This is a genomic window from Paracoccus haeundaensis (assembly GCF_006239215.1).
GTDB lineage: Bacteria > Pseudomonadota > Alphaproteobacteria > Rhodobacterales > Rhodobacteraceae > Paracoccus > Paracoccus marcusii.
Map to the genome: position 1 here is coordinate 135,972 of NZ_VDDC01000010.1, position 24,032 is coordinate 160,003.

Sequence of the window (24,032 nt, forward strand, 5' to 3'; positions counted from 1 at the left end):
TTGCGCACAGTCTAGCGCGACGGACCGGGGACGCCAGACGGGATCACGCCTCCAGCGCCTCCAGCTGGTCGATCAGGCTCTCGATCATGGACAAGCCCTTGTCCCAGAAGGCCGGGTCGGACGCATCCAGGCCGAACGGCGCCAGCAGTTCGCGGTGATGCTTGGAGCCGCCCGCCTTCAGCAGGTCGAAATACTTGTCCTGAAAGTCCGGCAGGCCGTCCTCGTAGGCGGCATAGAGCGCGTTCACCAGCCCGTCGCCGAAGGCATAGGCATAGACGTAGAAGGGCGAATGCACGAAATGCGGGACATAGGTCCAGAACGTCTCGTATCCCGGCATGTATTCGAAGACCGGGCCCAGGCTTTCATGCTGGACGGCCATCCAAAGCGCGTTGATGTCGTCGGGGGTCAGTTCTCCCTCGGCGCGGGCGGCGTGCAGGCGGCATTCGAAATCATAGAACGCGATCTGACGGACGACCGTGTTGATCATGTCCTCGACCTTGCCCGCCAGCAGGGCCTTCTTCTGCGCGGGGTCGGTGGTCTTGGCCAGCAGCGCGCGAAAGGTCAGCATCTCTCCGAAGACAGACGCGGTTTCCGCCAGGGTCAGCGGCGTCGAGGACAGCAGCTCCCCCTGACGGGCGGCCAGACGTTGGTGAACGCCGTGGCCCAGTTCGTGCGCCAAGGTCATCACGTCGCGCGGTTTGCCCAGATAGTTCAGGAGAATATAAGGATGCGCGGTCGAGACGGTCGGGTGCGCGAACGCGCCCGGCGCCTTGCCCGGCTTGACGCCCGCGTCGATCCAGCCCCTGTCGAAGAACGGTTCGGCCAGTTCGGCCAGTTCCGGCGAGAAGCCGGCATAGGCGTCCAGGACCGTCGACCGCGCCTCGGGCCAGTCGATCACGCGGGGCGCGTCGGTCGGCAGCGGCGCGTTCCGGTCCCAGACCTGCAGCTTGTCCAGCCCCAGCCATTTCGCCTTCAGCGCGTAATAGCGGTGCGACAGGCGGGGATAGGCGGCGGTGACGGCATTGCGCAGCGCCTCGACCACCTCGGGTTCGACATGGTTCGACAGGTGACGGCCGTATTGCGGCGTGGGCATCTTGCGCCATTTGTCCTCGATCGCCATTTCCTTGGCCAGCGTGTTGTGGATGCGCGTGAACAGCCCGACATTCGCGGTGAAGACCTTGGCCAGCGCATGGGCGGCGGCCTCGCGTCGTGCCCGGTCGTGGTCGGTCAGCAGGTTCAGCGTGGCCTCCAGGCCCAGGGTCTCTCCGTCGACGTCGAAGGTCAGGGCTGCGGTCGTCTCGTCGAACAGGCGGTTCCAGGCGGCGGCGCCGACGACCGAAGTGTCGTGCAGGAACTGCTCCAGCTCGTCCGACAGTTGGTGGGGCCGCATCGCGCGCATCCGGTCGAAGACCGGCTTGTAGCGGGCAGGGCCGTCCGCGGCGGTGAACAGGGATTCGTAGGTCGCATCGGGGATGCGGTTGAACTCCAACGAGAAGAAGATGATCGGCGTCGTCAGATCGGTGATGCGCGCCTGCAGGTCGCCCATCTGCTTGGCACGGACCGGGTCGGTAGTGTTCTGGTAATAGCGCAGCCCGATATAGGACATGACGCGCCCGGCCAGGATATTGATTTGCTCGAACGCCTCGACCGCCTCCAGCATCTGCGCAGGCGTCAGGTCGGCCAGCCTGCCTTGGTATTCGGCGGCAAAGGCCTGCGCCTGCGTCTCGATGCGCGCGATGTCCGCGGTCAGTTCGGGGCTGTCGGGGGCGGTATAGAGGTCGCTGAGATCCCATTCGGGCAGGGTGCCGAAATCGCCCTTGGCGCGCGCCGGATCGGTTGCATCGAAGACGGTGTTGCCTGCCATGGTGGGTCCTTTCAAAATGCTTCGGCGTCAGATGTGGACCCTGCCGGGCAGCGCCGCAAGGGGCGCGCCGTCACAGGGCCGTAAAGGCCCCGGCATGGACGACAGCACTGCCCGGGGGCAGGCTGCCGTGGATCTGCAGGCCAGGCCCCGCATAGGGGGATGCCAGATCCGCGGGGACGAAACCCGATCCGGCATAGACCGTGGGATCGCCCAGGACCACGACCGGCCCCGTCGCGGCGCGCAGTGCGGCATCGATCAGCGCCCGACCGATGCCGCGCCGCTGCATGGCCGGATGGACGGCCAGCGGCGCCAAGGCGAATGCGGGTTCCGCCGCCTGCAGGGGCGACAGGGCGACAAGGCCGACCGGCACGCCTTCGACATGGGCCACCAGGGCGTGGGACAGATCGCCATCGGCCCGCAGCGCGCGCAGCAGGCGGGCCTCGGCCGGGCCATCGAATGCGCGTACCAACAAGGCGTCCAGGGCGGCGTGATCCGACGGGACTTCGGGGCGGATCATGACCTGCGCGGCGTGGCGATGAAAATCGCGGCCCATGTCGCGGCTGCGCAGGCCCCAAGGGCTGGATGCCGTGCGGGCCTGATGCGCCGCGAACGCGTCCTCATCGGCGAAGACCTCGGACAGGGTCCAGACCATCGGGTCGTCGGATTGCGCGATGTCAAAGCGCAGGCATCCCGGCTCGGCGCGGCTGGCATCGGCATGATCCTGCAGCAGGTCCAGCGCGGTCAGCATCTGCGCCGTGTCGTGACAGATCAGGCGTCCGTGCAGGGCGACGGGGGCAGGCGACAGGGGCACCGGCGTGCCTGAAGGGTCCAGGGCGGGGGTATGGGCATGGCCGCAGGCGCAATCCATCGGCAGGTCCTTTCGCTGATCGGCGGGCAGCGTGGCGGCACGGCAGCCCCGCGTCAAGCGGCTCAGACCGGATCGCCCGCATCCAGGCGGTCCAGGAACGCGGCCGCGTCGCTGCGGATCTGGCGGCGCTTGTCGGCGTCCATCCGGTCCCAGGTCGCATAGGCGCGCCCGATGCGGGGGTTCGACTGGAACCGGTCGCGATGACGCACCATGAAATCCCAATAGAGCACGTTGAACGGGCAGGCGCCGGGGCCGGTCTTCTGCGTCACCTTGTAGGCGCATCCGCCACAATAATCCGACATTTTGGCGATGTAGTTGCCCGAACTGACATAGGGCTTGGACCCGACCACGCCGCCATCCGCGAACTGGCTCATCCCGATGACGTTGGGTGCCTCGACCCATTCATAGGCATCGACATAGACGGCCAGATACCATTCATGGACCTGCGCCGGATCGATCCCCGCCAGCAGGGCGAAGTTGCCCGTCACCATCAGCCGCTGGATATGATGCGCATAGGCGTGATCGCGGGTCTGTCCCACCGCCTGCGCCATGCAGTTCATCCGCGTGGGCGCACCCCAGTAGACCGGTGGCAGGTCGCGGTCATGCCCCAGCACGTTGCGCGCGGTATAGTCAGGGCCTTCCAGGAAATAGATGCCGCGCATGTATTCGCGCCAGCCGATGATCTGGCGGATGAATCCTTCCGCAGAATTCAGGCGCACCTTTCCCGCGGCATGGGCGTCAGCGGCGGCCTGACACACCTCCATCGAGGATAGCAGGCCCGCGTTGATATAGGGCGACAGGATCGAATGATGCAGGAACGGATCGTCCTGCAGCATCGCGTCCTGATAGGGGCCGAACTCGTCCAGCGCATGGTCGATGAAATGCGCCAGGACCTGCAGTGCGCCGGCCCGGTCGGTGGCATAGCCAAAAGGCCGCAGACGGCCGAAACTGTCGGGAAACCGCGCCTCGACCAGGTCCAGAACCTGGGCGGTCACCGCGTCCGGTTCGAACCGGGGCGGGGGGATGCGCAGCAGGTCGGCCTGGGCGGGCTTGCGGTTGTCGTGGTCGAAGTTCCACTTGCCGCCCATCGGCTGGTCGCCCTCCATCAGCAGCCCGGTCTTGCGGCGCATCTCGCGATAGAACCACTCCATCCGCAATTCCTTGCGGCCCTCGGCCCAGGCTTCGAATTCCGGCTGGCTGCAGATGAAGCGGTCATCGGGCAGCTGCGTGACGGGCACGGGCAGGTCGTCCAGCGCGGCGATCAGGCGCCATTCCCCGGACCGCGTGGCGATCACGCGCTCGGCGCCATGCGCCGCGGCATGGCGCAGCAGCTCTCCGGGAATGGACTGGGTGTTGTCAGGATCGTCCAGCGTCGCATAGGCGACGCGGTGGCCGGCCTCGCGCAGACAATCCGCGAACTTGCGCATCGCGGCGAACAGGAAGGCGATCTTCTGGGGGTGGTGGGGGACATAGCTGGCCTCGGACATCACCTCGGCCATGACGATCAGATCGTCGGGGCGCGCCTCGCGCAGCGCTGACAGGTCAGGCGACAGCTGGTCGCCCAGCACCAGGATCAGACGCATTCCACACCCCCAGAATGACAAGGACGCGCAGGTTGCCCTGCGCGTTCCCGACATGTCATGCGACGCGGTGCCGCGTCATTCCCATTCGATCGTGCCCGGAGGCTTGGACGTGATGTCATAGGTGCAACGGTTGATGCCCTTGACCTCGTTGATGATCCGCGTCGCAGTCTCGCCCAGGAAGTCGTGGGTGAAGGGATAATAGTCCGCCGTCATCCCGTCGACCGACGTCACGGCCCGCAGCGCGCAGGCGAAATCATAGGTCCGCCCGTCGCCCATGACGCCCACCGTGCGCACGGGCAGGATCGCCACGAAGGCCTGCCAGATCTCGTCGTACAGACCGTGCTTGCGGATCTGATCGATGAAGACCGCGTCGGCCTTGCGCAGGATCTCCAGCTTTTCGCGGGTGATCTCTCCGGGGCAGCGAATTGCAAGGCCAGGGCCGGGGAAGGGGTGGCGGCCGATGAAGCTCTCGGGCAGGCCCAGTTCGCGGCCCAGTTCGCGGACTTCGTCCTTGAACAGTTCGCGCAAGGGTTCCACCAGCTTCAGGCCCATCTTCTCGGGCAGGCCGCCGACGTTGTGGTGCGACTTGATCGTGACCGACGGGCCGCCGCTGAAGCTGACGCTTTCGATCACGTCCGGGTACAGCGTCCCCTGCGCCAGGAAATCGGCGCCCTCGATCTGGCTGGCGTATTTCTGGAACACGTCGATGAACAGCCGGCCGATGGTCTTGCGCTTGACCTCGGGGTCGCTGACGCCTTCCAGCGATCCCAGGAACAGGTCGGCCTCGTTCGCATGGATCAGCGGGATGTTGTAGTTGTCGCGGAACATCTTGACGACGTCCTCGCCCTCGTTCAGCCGCAGCAACCCGTGATCCACGAAGACGCAGGTCAGCTGGTCGCCGATCGCCTCGTGGATCAGGACCGCCGCCACCGACGAATCCACGCCGCCCGACAGGCCGCAGATGACCTTGCGGTCGCCCACGGTCTCGCGGATCTTGCGGATCGCCTCGTCCTTGTAGCTGGCCATGGTCCAGTCGCCGGTGAAGCCTGCCAGCCGGACGAAGTTCTCCAGCATGGTGCGGCCGTTCGGCGTGTGATGCACCTCGGGGTGGAACTGGACGGCATAGAAATGGCGCGCCTCGTCCGCGATCATCGCCATGGGTGCGTTGGGCGAGGTGCCGATGACCTCGAAGCCCGGCGCAAGGCTGGTGACGCGGTCGCCATGGCTCATCCAGACCTCTTCGCGGCCCGTGTCGAACAGGCCGGCAAAGATGCCGTCGGACTTGTGGCCCGGCGCGGGCGCGATGAAGGCGCGGCCGTATTCGGCGTGGTGCCCGGCCTCGACCCGGCCGCCCAGCTGCTCCATCATGACCTGCTGGCCATAGCAGATGCCAAAGACGGGCACGCCCATGTCGAACACGGCCTGGGGCGCGCGCGGGCTGCCGTCGGTCGTGACGCTGGCGGGGCCGCCCGACAGGATGATCGCCTGCGGCGCCATCCGGCGCAGCGTGTCGTCGGTCACCGTGTTGAACGGGTGGATTTCGCAATAGACGTTCAGTTCACGCAGGCGACGCGCGATCAGCTGCGTCACCTGGCTGCCGAAGTCGATGATCAGAAGGCGCTGGTGCTGGGTCATGGGTGCGCTTTAAGCGCGGTTTCAGCACCTTGCAAGCATTTCGGCGCCGGGGCGGGCGGGAACCGACGAAACCCGCGCGCGTTCGGGGTCAATCACCCCGATCCGTGCAAAAGGTATGTCCCGATGAAGCGCTTGTCCCTTGCCGCCACCTGCGTTCTGGCCCTGTCTGCCTGCCAGATGCCGATTCCCGGCCTGACGGCCCCGCAGGCCCCCGCCGATCAGGCGCTGGCCACAGAATGCCGCGGAGAGGTCGACGCGGGGCTGCGCCTGTCCGCCGCCGTCAACGCCGCCCGCGCGGCCGAGGGCAAGAACGCACTGGCCAGCAGTGCGGAACTGGACCGCATCGCGCTGGCCCATGCCTGCGACATGGCGCGGATGGGCCGCGTGGACGTGGCAGGGTCGAACGGGTCGAACGTCGTCGACCGCGCGCGGTCCGTGGGCTATCCGACCTGCGGCGTGGTCCAGCTGGTCGGCGCCGGCGGCACGCCCGAAGGAACGGTCAATGCGTGGCTTGTCCCCGGCCCGCAGCGGGAACAGGTCCTGGGACAGCTCAGCTATCAGATCGGCAGCGGGGTCGCGCGCGGCGCGGACGGGCGGCTGTGGCACAGCACGGTCCTGGGCAACAACTGCCGCTGAACGGACAAGGGGCGCGGTGTGATCCGCGCCCCTTTCCCATGTCGCCCTATTTTTCGGGCAGCAGGCCCCGTGGCGCAAAGCGCAGCACCAGCAGCAGCACCGCCCCCATCGCGATGAAGCGCATGTGCGGCGCGCTGTCCAGCAGGTGCGCCTTGACCGGCCCGTCGGCCATCGGCCCGGTCAGCATGGCGATCAGGGCAGGACCCCAGACCTCGGCCTTGATCCACAGGAACCAGATGGTGACGGCCCCCAGCACTGCACCCCAGTTGTTGCCGGACCCGCCGACGATCACCATCACCCAGATCAGGAAGGTATAGCGCAGCGGATTATAGCTTGTCGGCGCCAAGAGCCCGTCCAGCGTGACCATCATCGCGCCCGCGACCCCGATCACCGCCGACCCCAGGATGAACACCTGCAGGTGGCGGCGGGTGACGTCCTTGCCCATCGCCTCGGCCGCGGTCTCGTTGTCGCGGATGGCGCGCATCATGCGGCCCCAGGGCGATTTCAGCGCCAGTTCGGCCAGCAGGATGATGACCAGCAGCACGACCAGGAACAGCGACATGTAGGACAGCTTGACCCAGATGCCCGACGCCTCGGCCGCAGGGAAGCCCCAGCTGGCGGCAAAGTCGACGAAATCCGGATTGCGCTGCAGGGCCACCTCCTGCGCGACGGGACGCGGGATCGAGGTGATGTTCTTGACCCCGCGGGCCAGCCAGTCCTCGTTCTTCATCACGGCCACGATGATCTCGCCGATGCCAAGCGTGGCGATGGCCAGGTAATCGGACCGCAGGCCCAGGGCGACCTTGCCGATGGCCCAGGCCGCGGCGGCCGCGAACAGGCCGCCCACCGCCCAGGACAGCAGCACCGGCAGGCCGAGGCCGCCGATATTGCCGTTGCGGGCCGGATTGTTCGCCTCGATCGCGATGACCGCGGGATCGAACAGCCAGCGATAGGCGACAAAGCCGCCGATCAGCACGACCGCGGTCAGGATGCCGCTGCGGGTGCGCGTCCAAGCCAGCTTGGCCATGGCCAGCGTTCCCACGCCCACCGCCAGCGCCAGCATCAGCCGCGTGCCACCCGCGGCCCATGCTCCTTCGACCGGGGGCAGCGACACCAGGACGGGGGCCAGCGCGCCCATCGCCAGAAAGCCCACGACGCCCACGTTGAACAGGCCCGCATAGCCCCATTGCATGTTGACGCCCAGGGCGGTGATCGCGGACAGCAGCCCCATGTTCAGGATCGCCAGCGAGGTGTTCCAGCTGCCCGAGAACATGCTGTTCCGGACCGTGCCCTCCAGCACGAACAGGATGGCCAGCACCCCGAACAGGATCGGCGCGCGCCAGGGGCTGGCGGATGTCGCGGCTTGACGGTTGGTTGCCATGATCTTTCCCCCTTAGACCGATTTGCCGCGGAACAGGCCGGTGGGCTTGAACAGCAGGACGACGATCAGGATCACGAAGCTGACCGCGAATTTGTATTCCGTGCCCAGAAGCTGCATCAGCCCGCCGGGTTCGTACCAAGGCGCCAGATAGCCCACGACCTTGACCCACGGATAGGTCACCGCCACCTCGGAGAACGCGACCAGGAACCCGCCCGCGATGGCGCCAAGCGGATTGCCCAGGCCCCCGACGATCGCCGCGGCAAAGATCGGCAGCAGGATCTGAAAATAGTTGAAGGCCTTGAACGACTTGTCCAACCCGTAAAGCGTGCCCGCGATGGTCGCCAGCGCGGCCGCGATGATCCAGGTCAGGCGCACGACGCGTTCCGGGTCGATGCCCGACAGCAGGGCCAGATCCTCGTTGTCGGAATAGGCGCGCATGGCCTTGCCCGACTTCGTGCGGTTCAGGAACCAGAACAGCGCGATCATCACGATCAGCGCCACCCCCACGGTCAGTGCCTGGGTCGAGCGCAGCGCCAGGCCTTCCTCCAGCCCGGTCATCTCGCGGAAATCGCGGACCGCGATCAGGAAGCGCGCGCCGTCGTCAAAGCGGATCTCGTCCACGCCGATCAGGATGCGGGTCAGGCCGTTCATCACGAACATCACGCCGACCGATGCCATCACCAGGATGATCGGCGCGGCCTTCTGCCGGCGATAGAATTTATAGACAGCGCGGTCGGTGCCCAGCACCAGCAGCGCCGTCAGCGCGATGCCAAGGGGCAGGGCGATCAGCGCCGTGGGCAGCGGGCCCGCGCTGATGCCCAAGGATTGCAGCCCCCAGGTCAGAAGGATCACGATGCCCGTGCCGAAGGCCATGGTGTCGCCATGCGCGAAGTTCGAAAACCGCAGGATGCCATAGATCAGCGTGACGCCAAGGGCGCCAAGCGCCAGCTGCGCGCCATAGGCGGCGGCCGGGATGAAGACGAAGTTCAGAAAGACCACGAGGGCGTTCAGGATATCCACGGCTCAGCCCCCCAGGAAGGTGCGACGCACCTCGTCGTTCTGCATCAGGTCGGCCCCGGTGCCTGTATGGGCGTTCGCGCCCTGCACCAGCACATAGGCTTTGTCGGCGATCATCATCGCCTGGCGTGCGTTCTGTTCGACCATCAGGACAGGCAGACCGCCCCGCGCAATGGCGATGATGCGGTCGAACAGCTCGTCCATGACGATGGGGCTGACGCCCGCGGTGGGTTCGTCCAGCATCAGCACCTTGGGTCGGGTCATCAATGCGCGACCGACGGCGACCTGCTGGCGTTGCCCGCCCGACAGTTCGCCCGCGGCCTGGCGGCGCTTGGCGGCGACGGCGGGGAACAGGTCATAGACCTGCTCCATCGTCGCGCGGATATCGTCGCGGCGGATATAGGCGCCCATCTCCAGGTTTTCCTCGACCGTCATGGACGGGAAGATGTTATTGACCTGCGGGACGAACCCCATGCCCGCCTTGACCCGGTCCTGGGGGTTCAGCGCGGTGATGTCCTGGCCGTTCAACCGCACCGATCCCTGGCGCAGGTTCAACATGCCGAATATGGCCTTCATGGCCGTGGATTTTCCCGCGCCGTTGGGGCCGACGATCACCGCGATCTGGCCCTGTTCGACCGCGATGGTGCAGTCGTGCAGGATGTCGGCGCCCTTGCCGTACCCGCCTGTCATCGCCTCGCCGATCAGAAATGGATCGCCCGCGCGACCGGCGCCCACCGGTCCGGACCGCCGTGTGCCGTCGATCTGGCCCATCCCCTTGATGTTCACCACCGAGGCGTCGCGGTTGCCGCGATTGCCAAAGCCTGCGTCGCTCATGCGCCCACCATGTCCTTGTTCTTCAGGCCGGTGCCCAGATAGGCCTCGATCACCGCCTCGTTCTTCATGATGTCCTGGGCGCTGCCCTTGGCAAGAACCTTGCCCTCGGCCATCACGATCACCGGGTCGCACAGCTTGCCGATGAAATCCATGTCATGCTCGATCACGCAGAAGGTATAGCCGCGTTCCTTGTTCAGACGGATGATCGCGTCGGCGATGGTCATCAGCAGGGTGCGGTTCACGCCCGCGCCGACCTCGTCCAGGAAGACGATCTTGGCGTCGACCATCATCGTGCGGCCCAGCTCCAGCAGCTTCTTCTGGCCGCCGGACAGGTTGCCGGCCTTCTCATGGGTCAGGTGGCGGATGGTCAGGAAGTCCAGAACCTCATCCGCCTTGCGCTTCAGTTCGGCCTCCTCGCGCTCGATCCGGCCGCGCTGGAACCAGGTCTTCCAGATCGTCTCTCCGGATTGCGCGCCAGGGACCATCATCAGGTTCTCGCGCACGGTCATCGAGCTGAACTCATGCGCCAGCTGGAAGGTGCGCAGCAGGCCCTTGTGAAACAGCTCGTGCGGCGGCAGGCCGCTGATGTCCTCGCCGTCCATGAAGACGCGGCCCGATGTCGGGGGCAGCACGCCCGCGATCACGTTGAACAGCGTCGACTTGCCCGCGCCGTTCGGCCCGATCAGCCCGGTGATCGAGCCGGTCTCGATCGTCAGGCTGGCGCCGTCCACGGCGCGAAAGCCGCCGAAATGTCTGTGAAGATCCTCGACACGGATCATGCGTCACCTTCCCTGTCTTCACATTCCTGGTGAAGATGTGCCGTCAAGCGGCTGTTATCTTTGCAAAACGGCCCGGCACCAAGATGGTGCCGGGCCGCCTGTTCAGGTCTGCGATCAGCGATAGCCGACCACTTCCAGCTTGCCGTCGGTGAACTGGATCTCGCGGAAGGTGCCCGCGGATTCGCCCGGACCCACCAGCTCGACCGAGGTGCCGCCGACATAATCGACGTCGCCGCCGCCGTTGATGATCTCCAGCGCCTTGGCCAATTCGCCCGGCAGGATCTCCTCGCCGGGGCCGTTGGCCACGTCCATGATGTGCTCCTTGTAGACCGCCGGGTCCGACGACTTGGACTTGGCCATCGCCAGCAGCATCAGCGCCGCCGCGTCATAGGCCTCGGCCGAAAAGGCGCCCGAGCCGTCAAAGCCCGCGGTCTCGGCCATCGCCAGATAGGCCTCGCGGCCTTCGCCCTCGGCTGCGGGGTTCTGACCGAAGCTGCCCTCGATCTCCGACCCGAAGTTGTCCTCCAGCGCTTGGCCGACCATGCCGTCCGGGAACACGAAGGTCTCGAAGGCGCCGCTGTCCAGCGCGCCGCGCACGATGCCCGAACCGCCCTGGTCGACATAGCCCACCACGACCAGCGCATCGCCGCCCGCGGCCGACAGGGCCGCGATCTCGGCCGAATAGTCGGCCTTGCCGTCGTCATGCGCGCTGTTGACGGTCACGGTGCCGCCATTGGCGGTAAAGGCCGCGGCAAAGCTGTCCGCCAAGCCCTTGCCATAGTCGTTGTTCGTGTAGGTCACGGCGACGGTTTCGATGCCGCGGTCGGCGATGATCTGGGCCATCACCTCGCCCTGGCGGGCATCCGACGGGGCGGTGCGGAAGAACAGTCCGTCATCCTCGATGTCGGTCAGCGCGGGCGAGGTGGCCGACGGAGAGATCATCACGATGCCGTTCGCCTTTGCGACGTTCTCCAGCGAGGCGATGGTCTCGCCCGAGCACATGCCGCCGATCAGGCCCTTGATGCCTTCGGATGCGATCAGACGCTCGACGGTCGCGGTCGCCGCAGCGGCGTCGATGCAGGTGCTGTCGCCCGTGACCGCCACAACGGTCGACCCGTCCAGCAGAAGGCCGGAATCACTGACCTCCTTCATGGCCATCTCGGCGCCCTGCTGCATTGCGGGTGCCATCGATTCCAGCGGACCGGTGAAGCCGAGCGAGATGCCCAGCTTGATTTCTTCGGCGCCCGCGGCACCGGCCATCAGCGCCCCGGCGGCGGTCGCGAGAAGAAGCTTTTTCATGTGGAAGTCTCCCAGTTGGAACATTGTCCTGCGCGTCAGGTTAGAAGCGCAACATTCAAAAAGAAAGTGCGTTGTCGCGCGTATTTGCATGGTTTTTGGACAGGTTGACGTGTGACGCAGGGGCAACTTTGGACCGCCTGATCGCCCTTCGCTTCAAGACGGCTTTGGGACGGCCGGCCGTCGCCGTGGTCATCCCGTTCCGAATGGTATTGCCGGCGTTTCACGGGGTTCAGGGACGTCGGATGTCATCGCCGATGTCGAATAGCATCCGCCCAACTTGCGCAGCGGTTACGTCCCTGAAAATGCCATGTTCGAACCTGACATCCGCACTGGTCATCCTGTCAACCATGCCCCCGATGGCGGACCAACACAGAGGGGCAATGCACGGGTGGTCGGTCGCCACGACGCTTGCGATGAAGCGCGGCGGCGACCGTCCGTTTCGGCCTACTTGTCCGCGACCGTCACGCCCAACACGGGCTGATAGATCTGCGCGATCCGGGCGATGGCCTCCTGCGGAGAGACCTCCTCGGTCTGGCCGGTGCGGCGGCTGGTCAGCTCGACCTTGTTGCTGGTCAGGCCGCGCGGACCGACCGTGATGCGCCAGGGCAGTCCGATCAGGTCCATCGAGGCGAACTTTGCCCCGGCGCGTTCGTCCCGGTCGTCGTACAGTGGGTCCAGGCCGCGGGCCTGCAGTTCGGCATAGATCGCGTCGCAGGCGGCGTCGGTGGAATTGTCGCCCTGCTTGAGGTTGACGATGCCGACGTGGAAGGGGGTCACGCCCTCGGGCCAGATGATGCCCTTGTCGTCGTGGTTCGCCTCGATGATCGCGCCCAGCAGGCGCGACACGCCGATGCCGTGGCTGCCCATGTGCACGGGAACCTGCGCACCGTCCGAGTTGCGGACCATCGCGCCCATCGGTTCGGAATACTTGGTCCCGAAATAGAAGATCTGCCCGACCTCGATGCCGCGCGCGGTGCGGCGGCGTTCCTCGGGGACCTGGGCATAGACGGCCTCGTCATGCGTCTCGTCGGTGCGGGCATAGCGGCTGGTGAACTCCTCCAGCACGGCCTGGCATTCCTCGACGCTGTCATAATCGATGTCCCGGTCGCCAAAGGTCAGGTCGGTGATCTGGCTGTCATAGAACACCTCGGATTCCCCGGTCTCGGCCAGGACCAGGAATTCGTGGGTGTAATCGCCGCCGATCGGGCCGCCATCGGCGCGCATCGGGATCGCCTGCAGGCCCATCCGCTCATAGCTGCGCAGATAGCTGACCAGGTGGCGGTTGTAGGCGTGCAGCGCGTCTTCCTTGGTCAGGTCGAAATTGTAGCCGTCCTTCATCAGGAACTCGCGGCCACGCATCACGCCGAAGCGTGGACGGATCTCGTCGCGGAACTTCCACTGGATGTGGTACAGCGTCAGCGGCAGATCCTTGTAGCTGCCGACATGGCTGCGGAAGATGTCGGTGATCATCTCCTCGTTCGTGGGGCCGTACAGCAGGTCGCGCTTGTTGCGGTCCTTGATGCGCAGCATCTCCTCGCCATAGTCGTCATAGCGGCCGCTTTCGCGCCACAGGTCGGCGGGCTGCAACGTGGGCATCAGCATCGGGATGTGACCGGCGCGGGCCTGCTCCTCGTGCACGATCTGCTCGATGCGCCGCAGCACCTTGAAGCCCAACGGCAGCCAGGAATAGATGCCCGCCGTCTGCTGCTTGATCATGCCCGCGCGCAGCATCAGCCGGTGGCTGACGATCTGCGCCTCTTTGGGGTCTTCCTTCAGCACGGGCAGGAAATAGCGCGACAGACGCATGGCACGGGTCCTTCAAAGCGGTTCGGTCCGCAGCGTTACCGGATCGGTCCGGCCTTGCCAAGCATCGCGCTTGCAACCAGACGCACGGGGCGGCACATTCGCCGCAGGTTTCTGGACAAGGGTCGAACCATGCGCATCCCCGTACGCAAGCAGGTCATGTGGTGGGGCATCGCGGCGCTGACGTTGCTGGTGACGCTGTGGCTGCTGGGGCAGGCCGTCCTGCCGTTCATCCTGGGGGCGGGCATCGCCTATCTTCTGGACCCGCTTGCCGACCGTCTGGAGCGCGCGGGCCTGTCGCGCACCATGTCCGTGGTGGTGATCACCTTTGCGGTCGTGCTGGCCTTCGTCGCCATCGTTCTGCTGGTCATGCCGATCTTGGTGCGCCAGGCCACCGCCCTGATCGAGACCGCGCCGGAAATGATCAGCCAGGCGCGGGGTTTCCTGGACACGCGCTTTCCCAACCTGATCCCGCAGGGCGACGGTCTGCAGCAGACGCTGACCGACCTGCAGGCGACGATGGGTGATCAGGCCGCGCGGCTGGCATCGACCGTCCTGGGATCGGTCACCGGCGTGCTGGGGACCGTGGCGCTGCTGGTCATCGTGCCGGTGGTCGCGTTCTATCTGCTGCTGGACTGGGATCACCTGGTCGCGGCCATCGACGACCTGCTGCCGCGCGAACATGCGGCGACCATCCGCCAGCTTGCCGCCGAGATCGACGACGCGCTGTCCGGATTCCTGCGCGGGCAGGGGGTCGTGATCGCCATCCTGGGGACGTGGTACGCGCTGGCGCTGATGCTGGTGGGCCTTCCCTTCGGCTTCTTCATCGGGATCATGGCGGCGGTCCTGTCCTTCATCCCGTATGTCGGGGTGCTGATCGGGGGCGCGACGGCCATCGGCGTGGCGTTGTTCAGCTTCTGGGGCGATCCGCTGTGGATCGGCGCGGTCGTGGCGATCTTTGCCTTGGGCCAGATCGTCGAGGGCAACTATCTGCAGCCCAAGATCGTCGGCGGCCATGTCGGCCTGCATCCGGTCTGGCTGCTTCTGGCGCTGTCGGTCTTCGGCGCGCTGTTCGGCTTTGTCGGTCTGGTCATGGCGGTGCCGATGGCGGCGGCGCTGGGGGTGCTGGCGCGGTTCCTGATCGCGCGCTATCGCGAAAGCTCGCTGTTCACGGGGCAGGCATTGCCGGCGGAACCGTCGCAGCCGATCCTGGTCGAGATGGTGCCCGCGGGCACCGTGGCCGCACGGATGCGCACCGCGCGGATGGATGCCGACCGCGCCCGCAGCCAGCAGCAGATCGAGGCCATGCAGGAAAACCTGGCGCGCCGCGACCTGCAAGGCTGACGGGTTGAGCCTGTTTCCGCCCTCGCGCCAGCTGACGCTGGACCTGACCACGCCACCCGCCCATGCGCGGGCGGATTTCCTGCCCGCGCCTGCCAACCATGCCGCGCTCAAGGCGCTGGACCGCCCCCAGGACTGGCCCGCGGGGCGGATGCTGCTGATCGGGCCCGAAGGGTCGGGCAAGACCCATCTGGCGGCCTTCTGGGCGGCCGAGAACGGCGCGCGCCGCATCAGCGCCTCGGCCCTGCGCCCCGATGCCGCCGATCTGCTGGCCGCCGACGGCGGCGCCGTGGTGGTCGAGGATGCCGACCACGCGGGCTTTGCCGCGGGGGCTGAACAGGCGCTGTTCCATCTGTGGAACCTGTGCGGACCCCGCGACTGCCTGCTGCTGCTGACCGCACGGACGCCGCCGCGGGACTGGGGACTGGTGCTGCCCGATCTGCGGTCGCGCATGGACGCCATGCCGCAGGTGCGGCTTGGGTCGCCGGACGAGGCACTGATGGCCGCGGTACTGGTCAAGCTGTTCGCGGATCGCCAGCTGGCCGTGCCTGCGGGGTTGATCGACTGGCTGGTGCTGCACATGGATCGCGACCTGGGCCTGGCGCGTCGGCTGGTCGCGGCGATGGACCATGCGGCCATGGCGCAGAAGGGCCCGGTGACCCGCCGGATCGCGGCCGACCTGCTGGACAAGCTGTCCGAGGGTGACGCATGATCGCGTCCACGCCAGCCGCCGGACGATCATGACCCAAGCCGATTTTCTTCGCACGCCGTTTCCCGAACCCAAGACCCTGCCCGAGGGCGTTCCCGAAGGCGCCGCGCGGTTCTTCAACCGCGAGCTGTCCTGGCTGTCGTTCAACTGGCGCGTCCTGGACGAGGCGCGCAATCCCCGCGTGCCGCTGCTGGAGCGCCTGCGCTTCGTGTCGATCAGCGCCACGAACCTGGACGAGTTCTACACCGTCCGCGTGGCCGGCCTGCGCGAACTGGTACGCGAGGGCAGCACCACGCCCTCGGATGACGGCCTGACCCCGGCGGAACAGCTGGCCCTGATCAACGCCGACGCGCGCCGCCTGATGGGCGCGCAGCAGGGCGTCTGGAACACGCTGCGCAAGGAGATGGAGCAGGCGGGCATCGTCATCCTGTCCCGCCAGCGCCTGACCCGCGCCGAGGAGGAGTTCCTGAACGGCCATTTCCAGAACCTCGTCTTTCCGGTCCTGTCGCCCTTGGCCATCGACCCCGCCCACCCGTTCCCGTTCATCCCGAACGCGGGCTTTTCGCTGGCGCTGGAGCTGGCGCGCGAGACCGATGGCCGCAAGATGCAGGCGCTGCTGCCGATCCCCGCGCAGCTGCCGCGGTTCGTGCCCCTGCCGGGCGGGCAGCGGTTCCTGCGGCTGGAGGATCTGCTGCTGATGCATCTGTCCAGCCTGTTTCCCGGCTATCGCGATACGGGCCATTGCAGCTTTCGCGTGCTGCGCGACAGCGATCTGGAGGTCGAGGAGGAGGCCGAGGACCTGGTCCGCGAGTTCGAGACCGCGCTGAAGCGGCGCCGTCGCGGCAGCGTCATCCGTCTGAAGATCACCGCCGGCGCCCCCGACCGCCTGCGCCGCCTGATCATGGAGGAGCTGGAGGTCAGCCCCGACGAGGTGATCGAGGTCGAGGGCCTGCTGGGCATGGCCGATCTGCGCGAGCTGGTGCTGGACAGCCGCCGCGACCTGATGTGGCCCGCCTTCACCCCCCGTGTCCCCGAGCGGATCCAGGACCATGACGGCGACATGTTCGCGGCGATCCGCCAGAAGGACATGCTGCTGCATCATCCCTACGAGACCTTCGACATGGTCGTGCGCTATCTGGCACAGGCGGCGCGCGACCCGGACGTGCTGGCGATCAAGCAGACGCTGTACCGCACCAGCCGCGACAGCCCCATCGTCGATGCGCTGTGCGAGGCGGCCGAGGCCGGCAAGTCGGTGACCGCGCTGGTCGAACTCAAGGCCCGCTTCGACGAGGCCGCCAACATCCGCCAGTCGCGCCGGCTGGAACGGTCGGGCGCGCATGTCGTCTATGGCTTTGTGAACTACAAGACTCACGCCAAGATCAGCACCATCGTACGACGCGAGGGCGAGGGCCTGGTGACCTATACCCACTACGGGACCGGGAACTATCACCCGATCACCGCGCGCATCTATACCGACCTGTCGCTGTTCACCTGCAACCCGGCGCTTGGCCGGGACGCGACCAAGGTCTTCAACTATCTGTCCGGCTATGTGCAGCCCGCAGGGCTGGAGAACCTGTCGATCTCTCCGATCGACCTGAAATCGCGGCTGATCGACCTGATCGGCCGCGAGGCCGAATATGCACGCCAGGGCCGCCCCGGCGCGATCTGGGCCAAGATGAACTCGCTGATCGAGAAGGACGTGATCGAGGCACTGTATGCCGCCAGCGCCGCAGGTGTCCGCATCAGCCTGATCGTCCGCGGCATTTGCGGAATCAGGCCCGGGATCAAGGGGTTGTCAGAGAATATTCGTGTGAAGTCGATCGTCGGGCGTTATCTGGAACACAGCCGGATCGTGTGTTTCGGGTCCGGCCACGGCATGCCGTCGCCCAAGGCGCGGGTGTTCATCAGTTCGGCCGACTGGATGGACCGCAACCTGAACCGCCGGGTCGAGACTCTGGTCGAATGCGTGAACGACACGGTCAAGGCGCAGATCGTCAACCAGGTCATGGCCGCCAACATGGCCGACGAGGCGCAAAGCTGGTTGTTGCAGCCGGATGGCCGTTTCCTGCGTTACCTGCCCGAGGGGCGTGACGATCTGTTCAACTGTCATCGCTTCTTCATGGAAAACCCGTCCTTGTCGGGACGGGGAACGGCGGGCGCGCGTGACGTGCCGGCCCTGACCCATTCGGCGGATTGACGGTTTGGCCCCGCCGGGCCACTTAACGGGCGACCAAGGACAAGGGGCTGCAAGATGAACGGCGTACGCACGACAAGCGGCCAGACGATCGAGCCATTCGGCGGCAAGTTCCGCAAGCTGCCCAAGCGGGCCCTCAAGCGGATCGGCGTGGTGGATGTCGGGTCGAACTCGATCCGGCTGGTGGTGTTCGACGGGGCGGCTCGTTCGCCCGCCTATTTCTACAACGAAAAGGTCATGGCGGGTCTGGGCCAGGACATGGCCCGCACCGGCCGACTGAACCCCGAGGGGATCAAGCGCGGCTTTTCCGCGCTGGCCCGCTTTGCCGCGCTGGCCCGCAGCATGGACATCGCGCCGCTGACCTGCGTCGCGACCGCCGCTGTGCGCGAGGCCGAGGACGGCCCCGCCTTCCAGCGCCGCGTCGAGAAGGAGACCGGCCTAAAGCTGCACGTGATTGACGGAGAGGAGGAGGCCCGGCTGTCCGCGCAGGGCGTCCTGCTGGGCTGGCCCGACGCCAAGGGGCTGGTCTGCGACATCGGCGGCAACTCCATGGAACTGGCGGAGGTCGCAGACGGCAAGGTCGGGCGGCGCGTGACGTCGCAGCTGGGCCCGTTCCGCCTGCAGCAGGTCGCCCCCGATCAGCTGCGCGCGCATATCACCACGATCCTGCAGGGGCTGGCCGAAAAGCTGGGCACCGATCACGACCGGATCTATCTGGTCGGCGGATCGTGGCGTGCCATCGCTCGGCTGGACATGGAGCGCGTGGGCTATCCCATGACCGTCCTGCACGAATACCGCATGACCCCCGACGCGGTCGCCGACACCGTCGCCTGGATCGGCAAGCACGACCTGGGCACGTTGCGTGCCAAGGTCGGCATCTCCGCCTCGCGGATCGAACTGGTGCCGCTGGCCTCGCAGGTCCTGTCGCAGATGATCGAGGTGTTCGGTCCCAAGGAGCTGGCGGTGTCCAGCTATGGCATCCGCGAAGGGCTGCTCTATGAGCACATGTCGACGACGCTGCGAAAGCGCGACCCCCTGATCGAGGCGGCGCGCTTCACCGAAAAGCAGATGGCCCGCCTGCCGGGTTTCGGCAAGAAGCTGTACCAGTTCCTGCTGCCGCTGTTCCCGAACCTGACGCCCGAACGCGACCGCCTGATGCGGGCGGCCTGCCTGCTGCACGACACCGCATGGCGCGCCCACCCCGATTACCGGGCCGAGGCCTGCTTCGACAACGTCACGCGCGCCAACATGGCGGCGCTGAGCCACCCCGAGCGGATCTTCCTGGGGCTGGCGCTGCTGCACCGCTACAAGAACAACCGTGCGGAATCGCAGATGGCGCCGCTGTTCGCGCTGCTGGATGACGACGAGATCCGCGCGGCCGAGATCCTGGGCAAGGCAATGCGCTTTGGCGCGATGTTCGCGATCGACGATCCGTCCGATGCGGCCAGCCTGCGTCTGACCCCGGCCGGCACGCTGGAGCTGCGCCTGACATCCACCGGCCGTCACCTGATGGGCGAGGTCGCGCAGTCGCGCTTTCTGTCGCTGTGCAAGTCGATCGGCGTCGTCGGCATCGTCAAGTAGACGGGCCGTCGGCACTGCCGGATGCGAAAAGGGCGCCCCGCGGGGCGCCCTTTCCTGTTCTGCCAAGGGGCAGGGGGATGATTACATCATCCCGCCCATGCCGCCCATGTCGGGCATGCCGCCGCCGGCACCGCCCTGGCCCTTGGGCTCGGGCTTCTCGGCGATCATGGCTTCGGTCGTGATCAGCAGGCCGGCCACCGACGATGCGTCTTCCAGCGCGGTGCGGACGACCTTTGCGGGGTCGATCACGCCGAACTTGAACATGTCGCCATATTCCTCGGTCTGGGCGTTGAAGCCGAACGACTTGTCGGTCGACTCGCGGACCTTGCCGGCCACGACGGCGCCGTCGACGCCTGCGTTTTCGGCGATCTGGCGCATCGGGGCCTCCAGCGCGCGGCGGACGATGGCGATGCCTGCGTCCTGGTCGCTGTTTGCACCGGTCAGGCCTTCCAGAACCTTGCCGCCCTGCACCAGAGCCACGCCGCCGCCGACGACAACGCCTTCCTGGACAGCTGCACGGGTCGCGTTCAGCGCGTCATCGACGCGGTCCTTGCGCTCTTTGACCTCGATTTCGGACATGCCGCCGACGCGGATCACGGCAACACCGCCGGCCAGCTTGGCCACGCGCTCCTGCAGCTTCTCCTTGTCGTAGTCCGAGGTGGTTTCCTCGATCTGCTGACGGATCTGGCTGACGCGTGCCTCGATCTCGGCCTTGTCACCGGCGCCATCGACGATGGTGGTGGTGTCCTTGTTGATCGTGATCTTCTTGGCGCGGCCCAGCATGTCGATGCCGACATTCTCCAGCTTCATGCCCAGGTCTTCGCTGATGACCTGACCGCCGGTCAGGATCGCTAGATCCTGCAGCATCGCCTTGCGACGATCACCAAAGCCCGGTGCCTTGACGGCAGCGATCTTCAGGCCGCCGCGCAGCTTGTTGACGACCAGCGTGGCCAGAGCCTCGCCCTCGACGTCTTCCGAGATGATGACCAGCGGCTTGCCCGACTGGATGACGGCTTCCAGCAGCGGAACCATCGGCTGCAGCGACGACAGCTTCTTCTCGTGCAGCAGGATGTAGGCGTCTTCCAGATCGGCGACCATCTTGTCGGGGTTGGTCACGAAGTAGGGCGACAGGTAGCCGCGGTCGAACTGCATGCCTTCGACGACTTCGACCTCGGTCTCCATCCCCTTGTTCTCTTCGACGGTGATGACACCCTCGTTGCCGACTTTCTGCATCGCGTCGGCGATCTGACGACCGATCGAGGCTTCGCCGTTGGCCGAGATGGTGCCGACCTGCGCGACTTCGTCGCTGTCGTTCACCGGGCGCGAGGCGGCCTTGATGGCCTCGACGACCTTCGAGGTGGCTAGGTCGATGCCGCGCTTCAGGTCCATCGGGTTCATGCCGGCGGCGACCGCCTTCATGCCTTCCTTGACGATGGCCTGGGCCAGGACCGTCGCGGTGGTGGTGCCGTCACCGGCCTCGTCGTTGGTGCGCGAAGCGACTTCGCGGACCATCTGGGCGCCCATGTTCTCGAACTTGTCGGACAGTTCGATCTCTTTGGCGACCGACACGCCGTCCTTGGTGATGCGGGGCGCGCCGAACGACTTGTCGATGACCACGTTGCGGCCCTTGGGACCAAGCGTGACCTTGACGGCATCGGCCAGGATGTTGACGCCGCGCAGCATGCGGTCGCGCGAGTCGGTGCCGAACTTGACTTCTTTAGCAGCCATGGAAAATCTCCTGAATGTTGGGGGAAGGAAGCGTCTTGGGGCCGATCAGCTCAGCACGCCCAGGATGTCGCTTTCCTTCATGATCAGCAGCTCTTCGCCGTCGACCGTGACTTCGGTGCCCGACCATTTGCCGAACAGGACGCGGTCGCCAGTCGAAACCGACGGAGCGATCAGTTCGCCCGAATCCTTACGCGCGCCTTCGCCCACGGAAATGATCTCGCCCTCAGCGGGCTTTTCCTTGGCGTTGTCGGGGATGATCAGGCCGCCCTTGGTCTTCTCTTCCGATTGGACGCGACGGACCAGCACGCGGTCATGCAGCGGTTTGAATGCCATTGTCGAACACTCCTTGATTCAGGTTGCAGTGTTGCTTTGTTGGCACTCACCGGGTGCGAGTGCCAATGACGGCTAGATAGGCAAATCGCCCAAGCCTGTCAATGGCTCATCGCGGTCTGGTGTCTGGCGGCAGGGGGGCAAACATGACAATCTGGCGGCCATTGACGGACCAGCAAGGATACCCATGCGACTGACGATTGCCGCCGCCCTGTTTGCCCTGTCGGGACATGGCGCGATGGCCGCCTGCACCGGCCAGAACCTGTTCGACACCATGCCCGCCGAACGCGCCGCGGCGATCGAGGCCGCCAGCCGCGACGTCCCCTTTCGCCAGGGCCTGCTGTACCAGGCCGTGCGCGACGATCAGCGCATCACGCTGGTGGGCACCTATCACTTCGGCGATGCGCGCCATCAGCCGATGATCGAGCGTGTCCGCCCGCTGATAGATCAGGCCCATGCCCTGTATGTCGAGGCCGCCCCCGCCGAGGAGGCCCGCCTGACCAAGGCGCTGACCGAGGATCCGACCCTGATGGTCGATCCCGACGGGCCCACCCTGCCGGAACGCCTGTCGCCCGACGAATGGGATGCGCTGTCGCAGGCCATGTTGGATCGCGGCACGCCGGGTGTCATCACCGCCCGGATGCGGCCCTGGTATGTCGCGCTGATGCTGGGCGTCTCTCCCTGCATGGTCCGCACCATGGCCGAGCAGGGAGGAGAGTCCGGCGGCCTGGACCACCTGCTGGTGGCCGAGGCGCAGGACGCGGGCACGCCCGTCCGCTCGCTGGAGCCGTGGGACACCATCTTCGGCCTGTTCGAGGGCCTGACGCCCGAACAGGAGCTGGACATGATCCGCGCAAGCCTGCCGGCGGCCAGCTATGCCGACGATTACGCGGTGACGCTGACGGATGCCTATTTCGACGGGGATGTCTGGAAGATCTGGGAGTTCGGTCGTTTCGACGCCTATGCCAATTCCGGATTGTCCAGGAAAGAGGTCGATCGCCAGATGGACCTGGCCCAGACCCGGCTGATGGACGATCGCAACCGCGCGTGGATCGCACCGCTGCTGGAAGGTGCCGCCAAGGCCGGGGATGAGGGAATTGTCGCAGCCTTCGGTGCGCTGCACCTGCCCGGAGAGGCGGGGGTCCTGTCGCTGCTGCAGGACGAGGGCTTCACGATCACCCGTCTGGACGGGTGACCGGATCTATTGGCCGTTCAGGACGCCAAGCGCGTGGGCACGGCCCTGTTTTTGATAGGTGATGCGGCTGTCGCCGATCTCGCTGATGGTGCCGCCGTTGATGCGGTCGCCGATGCGCAGCGTCAGCACGCGACCGTTGGACAGGCGGACCAATGCCCGGCTTGCCCGGCCCGCGCCGATCGTGCCGATGATCTGGGTGCTGCTCAGCTGGATGCCGTCCTTGACAGTGGCGCTGGCGGCGGCATTGCCGATGGCGTTCTGCGGGACGGCGGCCATGACCTCGGGCTCGCTGTCGACCTCGGGCGGGCGGTACTGCTGGTTGCGCGATGCGGCGGCCTGCGCCTCGGCCTGGGCCTGGGCGCGGGCACGGGCTTCGGCTTGGGCGCGGGCCTGGGCTTCGGCCCGGGCGTCGGCTGCGGCTTGTGACCGGGCGCGCGCCTCGGCCTGGGCCTGCAATTCGGCATCCTGCCGGCGCTGTTCGGCGATCGCGGCCTCGGCCGACTGTGCCTCGGCTGCGGCGCGCAGGTCGGGCGACGACGGCGACAGGGCCGCGGCGACCGGGGCGGCCGTGGCCACCATCGCATTGACGGCGGCGCCACCGGCACGGCGCGGCGGAATGGCCGACGATGTCAGCGCGGTCAGCGCCACCGCGCCGGGCGCGGCAGGGCTGTTGCCGATGGCCGATGCGATGGCATCCTCCACGGCCTGCTCCGACACCGCGGGGCTGGCCACGGTGCGCGTGCCGGGCCGGCTGTTCGGGCGGGCTGACCGCAGGATGGCGCCCGACGGTGCGGCGGTGGGGCCGGGATCGAGGGCCGCGGGACGGGGAGCGGCAAGACTGGCCGCCGCACTGGCCCGCGGGGCGGGGCGGGCGGCATCGACGGCCTGTGCCACGGCGTCCTGCACCGCCTGTTGCGACGGTGCGCGCACAGAGACCGGCCGGCGCGTGGGCCGGGCGTCTGCCAGTTGGAACACCAAGCCGCGCTCGGCCTGGCTCAGCGGCGCGTTGCCTGCCTGCGCGGTCCGCAGATCGCGCAGCTGACTGATGATCAGGTCGCGTTCCGCCTGCGTCAGCGCCGCGGTCTGCTCGGGCGCGCTGCCTTCGTCCAGCAGGGACAGCCGGTCGGGGCGCGAGGGCGGGCGGGCTGACGGTTGTGCCGGGGCAGCGGCAGCCTCGGCCGCAGGCCGGGCCGGGGCGGGACGCGCTTGGGCCGGGCTGGGCGGACGTGCCGCCGGGGTGGCGGTGGTCTGCGCC

At 66.9% G+C, this 24,032-nt stretch carries 18 protein-coding genes and 1 pseudogene; 6 read left to right on the top strand and 13 right to left on the bottom strand.

The window, feature by feature from the left end; translation table 11 throughout:
- Positions 1 to 43: 43 nt before the first annotated feature.
- The 4 genes from FHD67_RS06450 to guaA all read right to left on the bottom strand — a co-directional run bounded on the left by FHD67_RS06450 (position 44) and on the right by guaA (position 5,950).
- Complete coding sequence (locus FHD67_RS06450; protein ID WP_139598215.1) at positions 44 to 1,864, bottom strand: M3 family oligoendopeptidase; 1,821 nt, start codon at positions 1,862 to 1,864, stop codon at positions 44 to 46.
- A 70-nt stretch (positions 1,865 to 1,934) separates the two neighbouring features.
- Positions 1,935 to 2,732 carry a GNAT family N-acetyltransferase gene (locus tag FHD67_RS06455; RefSeq protein ID WP_139598216.1) on the bottom strand — a complete coding sequence of 266 codons (798 nt, stop codon included), beginning with the start codon at positions 2,730 to 2,732 and terminating at the stop codon, positions 1,935 to 1,937.
- 62 nt (positions 2,733 to 2,794) lie between these two features.
- Positions 2,795 to 4,315, bottom strand: coding sequence for a cryptochrome/photolyase family protein (locus tag FHD67_RS06460; RefSeq protein ID WP_139598217.1), 1,521 nt, complete (start codon positions 4,313 to 4,315; stop codon positions 2,795 to 2,797).
- A gap of 75 nt (positions 4,316 to 4,390) precedes the next feature.
- Positions 4,391 to 5,950, bottom strand: coding sequence for a glutamine-hydrolyzing GMP synthase (guaA, locus tag FHD67_RS06465; protein ID WP_139598218.1), 1,560 nt, complete (start codon positions 5,948 to 5,950; stop codon positions 4,391 to 4,393).
- A gap of 123 nt (positions 5,951 to 6,073) precedes the next feature.
- Here guaA and FHD67_RS06470 point away from each other — a divergent pair, with 123 nt between their 5' ends.
- Complete coding sequence (locus tag FHD67_RS06470; RefSeq protein ID WP_139598219.1) at positions 6,074 to 6,586, top strand: CAP domain-containing protein; 513 nt, start codon at positions 6,074 to 6,076, stop codon at positions 6,584 to 6,586.
- Positions 6,587 to 6,632: 46 nt separating this feature from the next.
- Here the strand turns inward: FHD67_RS06470 and FHD67_RS06475 are convergent, their stop codons facing one another.
- The 6 genes from FHD67_RS06475 to proS all read right to left on the bottom strand — a co-directional run bounded on the left by FHD67_RS06475 (position 6,633) and on the right by proS (position 13,702).
- On the bottom strand, positions 6,633 to 7,967 hold the full coding sequence (locus tag FHD67_RS06475) for a branched-chain amino acid ABC transporter permease (RefSeq protein WP_139598220.1): 1,335 nt from the start codon (positions 7,965 to 7,967) through the stop codon (positions 6,633 to 6,635).
- A 12-nt stretch (positions 7,968 to 7,979) separates the two neighbouring features.
- Positions 7,980 to 8,987: a branched-chain amino acid ABC transporter permease gene (locus FHD67_RS06480; protein WP_139598221.1), complete on the bottom strand. Its 1,008-nt coding sequence runs from the start codon at positions 8,985 to 8,987 to the stop codon at positions 7,980 to 7,982.
- A 3-nt stretch (positions 8,988 to 8,990) separates the two neighbouring features.
- The gene (locus tag FHD67_RS06485) at positions 8,991 to 9,818 is read right to left on the bottom strand and encodes an ABC transporter ATP-binding protein (RefSeq protein ID WP_084693643.1); all 828 of its coding nucleotides are present in this window, start codon (positions 9,816 to 9,818) and stop codon (positions 8,991 to 8,993) included.
- A complete protein-coding gene (locus FHD67_RS06490; RefSeq protein ID WP_045981209.1) occupies positions 9,815 to 10,597 on the bottom strand; it encodes an ABC transporter ATP-binding protein in 783 nt (260 codons plus the stop codon). Before FHD67_RS06490 ends, FHD67_RS06485 begins: the two co-directional genes overlap by 4 nt.
- Before the next feature lie 114 nt (positions 10,598 to 10,711).
- On the bottom strand, positions 10,712 to 11,896 hold the full coding sequence (locus FHD67_RS06495) for an ABC transporter substrate-binding protein (RefSeq protein WP_045999611.1): 1,185 nt from the start codon (positions 11,894 to 11,896) through the stop codon (positions 10,712 to 10,714).
- A 444-nt stretch (positions 11,897 to 12,340) separates the two neighbouring features.
- Positions 12,341 to 13,702, bottom strand: a complete 1,362-nt coding sequence (proS, locus tag FHD67_RS06500; RefSeq protein ID WP_127898619.1) for a proline--tRNA ligase — start codon at positions 13,700 to 13,702, stop codon at positions 12,341 to 12,343.
- Positions 13,703 to 13,831: 129 nt separating this feature from the next.
- On the opposite strand from proS, the gene FHD67_RS06505 reads away from it, so the two are divergent.
- Genes FHD67_RS06505 through FHD67_RS06520 form a run of 4 tightly spaced genes read left to right on the top strand, consistent with a single transcriptional unit; the run spans position 13,832 to position 19,524 of the window.
- Positions 13,832 to 15,043, top strand: coding sequence for an AI-2E family transporter (locus FHD67_RS06505; protein ID WP_064503533.1), 1,212 nt, complete (start codon positions 13,832 to 13,834; stop codon positions 15,041 to 15,043).
- Between the two features lie 4 nt (positions 15,044 to 15,047).
- Positions 15,048 to 15,752 carry a P-loop NTPase family protein gene (locus FHD67_RS06510; RefSeq protein WP_331497796.1) on the top strand — a complete coding sequence of 235 codons (705 nt, stop codon included), beginning with the start codon at positions 15,048 to 15,050 and terminating at the stop codon, positions 15,750 to 15,752.
- Positions 15,753 to 15,780: 28 nt separating this feature from the next.
- On the top strand, positions 15,781 to 17,946 hold the full coding sequence (locus tag FHD67_RS06515) for an RNA degradosome polyphosphate kinase (RefSeq protein WP_045981326.1): 2,166 nt from the start codon (positions 15,781 to 15,783) through the stop codon (positions 17,944 to 17,946).
- 54 nt (positions 17,947 to 18,000) lie between these two features.
- Positions 18,001 to 19,524, top strand: a complete 1,524-nt coding sequence (locus FHD67_RS06520) for a Ppx/GppA family phosphatase (protein ID WP_127898616.1) — start codon at positions 18,001 to 18,003, stop codon at positions 19,522 to 19,524.
- Positions 19,525 to 19,605: 81 nt separating this feature from the next.
- Here FHD67_RS06520 and groL read toward each other — a convergent pair whose 3' ends face one another.
- Positions 19,606 to 21,252, bottom strand: coding sequence for a chaperonin GroEL (gene groL, locus FHD67_RS06525; RefSeq protein ID WP_045999090.1), 1,647 nt, complete (start codon positions 21,250 to 21,252; stop codon positions 19,606 to 19,608).
- A gap of 45 nt (positions 21,253 to 21,297) precedes the next feature.
- A complete protein-coding gene (locus FHD67_RS06530) occupies positions 21,298 to 21,585 on the bottom strand; it encodes a co-chaperone GroES (RefSeq protein WP_139598222.1) in 288 nt (95 codons plus the stop codon).
- Between the two features lie 184 nt (positions 21,586 to 21,769).
- Between FHD67_RS06530 and FHD67_RS06535 the strand changes: the two genes are divergently transcribed.
- The gene (locus tag FHD67_RS06535; protein ID WP_139598223.1) at positions 21,770 to 22,777 is read left to right on the top strand and encodes a TraB/GumN family protein; all 1,008 of its coding nucleotides are present in this window, start codon (positions 21,770 to 21,772) and stop codon (positions 22,775 to 22,777) included.
- Positions 22,778 to 22,783: 6 nt separating this feature from the next.
- Here the strand turns inward: FHD67_RS06535 and FHD67_RS20390 are convergent.
- Positions 22,784 to 24,032, bottom strand: a pseudogene (locus FHD67_RS20390) (hypothetical protein); the annotation flags it as partial.

Coding starts and splice junctions, on each gene's coding strand:
- FHD67_RS06450 (WP_139598215.1), bottom strand. CDS start 1,864: ATGGCAGGCAACACCGTCTTCGATGCAACCGATCCGGCGCGCGCCAAG.
- FHD67_RS06455 (WP_139598216.1), bottom strand. CDS start 2,732: ATGGATTGCGCCTGCGGCCATGCCCATACCCCCGCCCTGGACCCTTCA.
- FHD67_RS06460 (WP_139598217.1), bottom strand. CDS start 4,315: ATGCGTCTGATCCTGGTGCTGGGCGACCAGCTGTCGCCTGACCTGTCA.
- guaA (WP_139598218.1), bottom strand. CDS start 5,950: ATGACCCAGCACCAGCGCCTTCTGATCATCGACTTCGGCAGCCAGGTG.
- FHD67_RS06470 (WP_139598219.1), top strand. CDS start 6,074: ATGAAGCGCTTGTCCCTTGCCGCCACCTGCGTTCTGGCCCTGTCTGCC.
- FHD67_RS06475 (WP_139598220.1), bottom strand. CDS start 7,967: ATGGCAACCAACCGTCAAGCCGCGACATCCGCCAGCCCCTGGCGCGCG.
- FHD67_RS06485 (WP_084693643.1), bottom strand. CDS start 9,818: ATGAGCGACGCAGGCTTTGGCAATCGCGGCAACCGCGACGCCTCGGTG.
- FHD67_RS06490 (WP_045981209.1), bottom strand. CDS start 10,597: ATGATCCGTGTCGAGGATCTTCACAGACATTTCGGCGGCTTTCGCGCC.
- FHD67_RS06495 (WP_045999611.1), bottom strand. CDS start 11,896: ATGAAAAAGCTTCTTCTCGCGACCGCCGCCGGGGCGCTGATGGCCGGT.
- proS (WP_127898619.1), bottom strand. CDS start 13,702: ATGCGTCTGTCGCGCTATTTCCTGCCCGTGCTGAAGGAAGACCCCAAA.
- FHD67_RS06505 (WP_064503533.1), top strand. CDS start 13,832: ATGCGCATCCCCGTACGCAAGCAGGTCATGTGGTGGGGCATCGCGGCG.
- FHD67_RS06515 (WP_045981326.1), top strand. CDS start 15,781: ATGACCCAAGCCGATTTTCTTCGCACGCCGTTTCCCGAACCCAAGACC.
- FHD67_RS06520 (WP_127898616.1), top strand. CDS start 18,001: ATGAACGGCGTACGCACGACAAGCGGCCAGACGATCGAGCCATTCGGC.
- groL (WP_045999090.1), bottom strand. CDS start 21,252: ATGGCTGCTAAAGAAGTCAAGTTCGGCACCGACTCGCGCGACCGCATG.
- FHD67_RS06530 (WP_139598222.1), bottom strand. CDS start 21,585: ATGGCATTCAAACCGCTGCATGACCGCGTGCTGGTCCGTCGCGTCCAA.
- FHD67_RS06535 (WP_139598223.1), top strand. CDS start 21,770: ATGCGACTGACGATTGCCGCCGCCCTGTTTGCCCTGTCGGGACATGGC.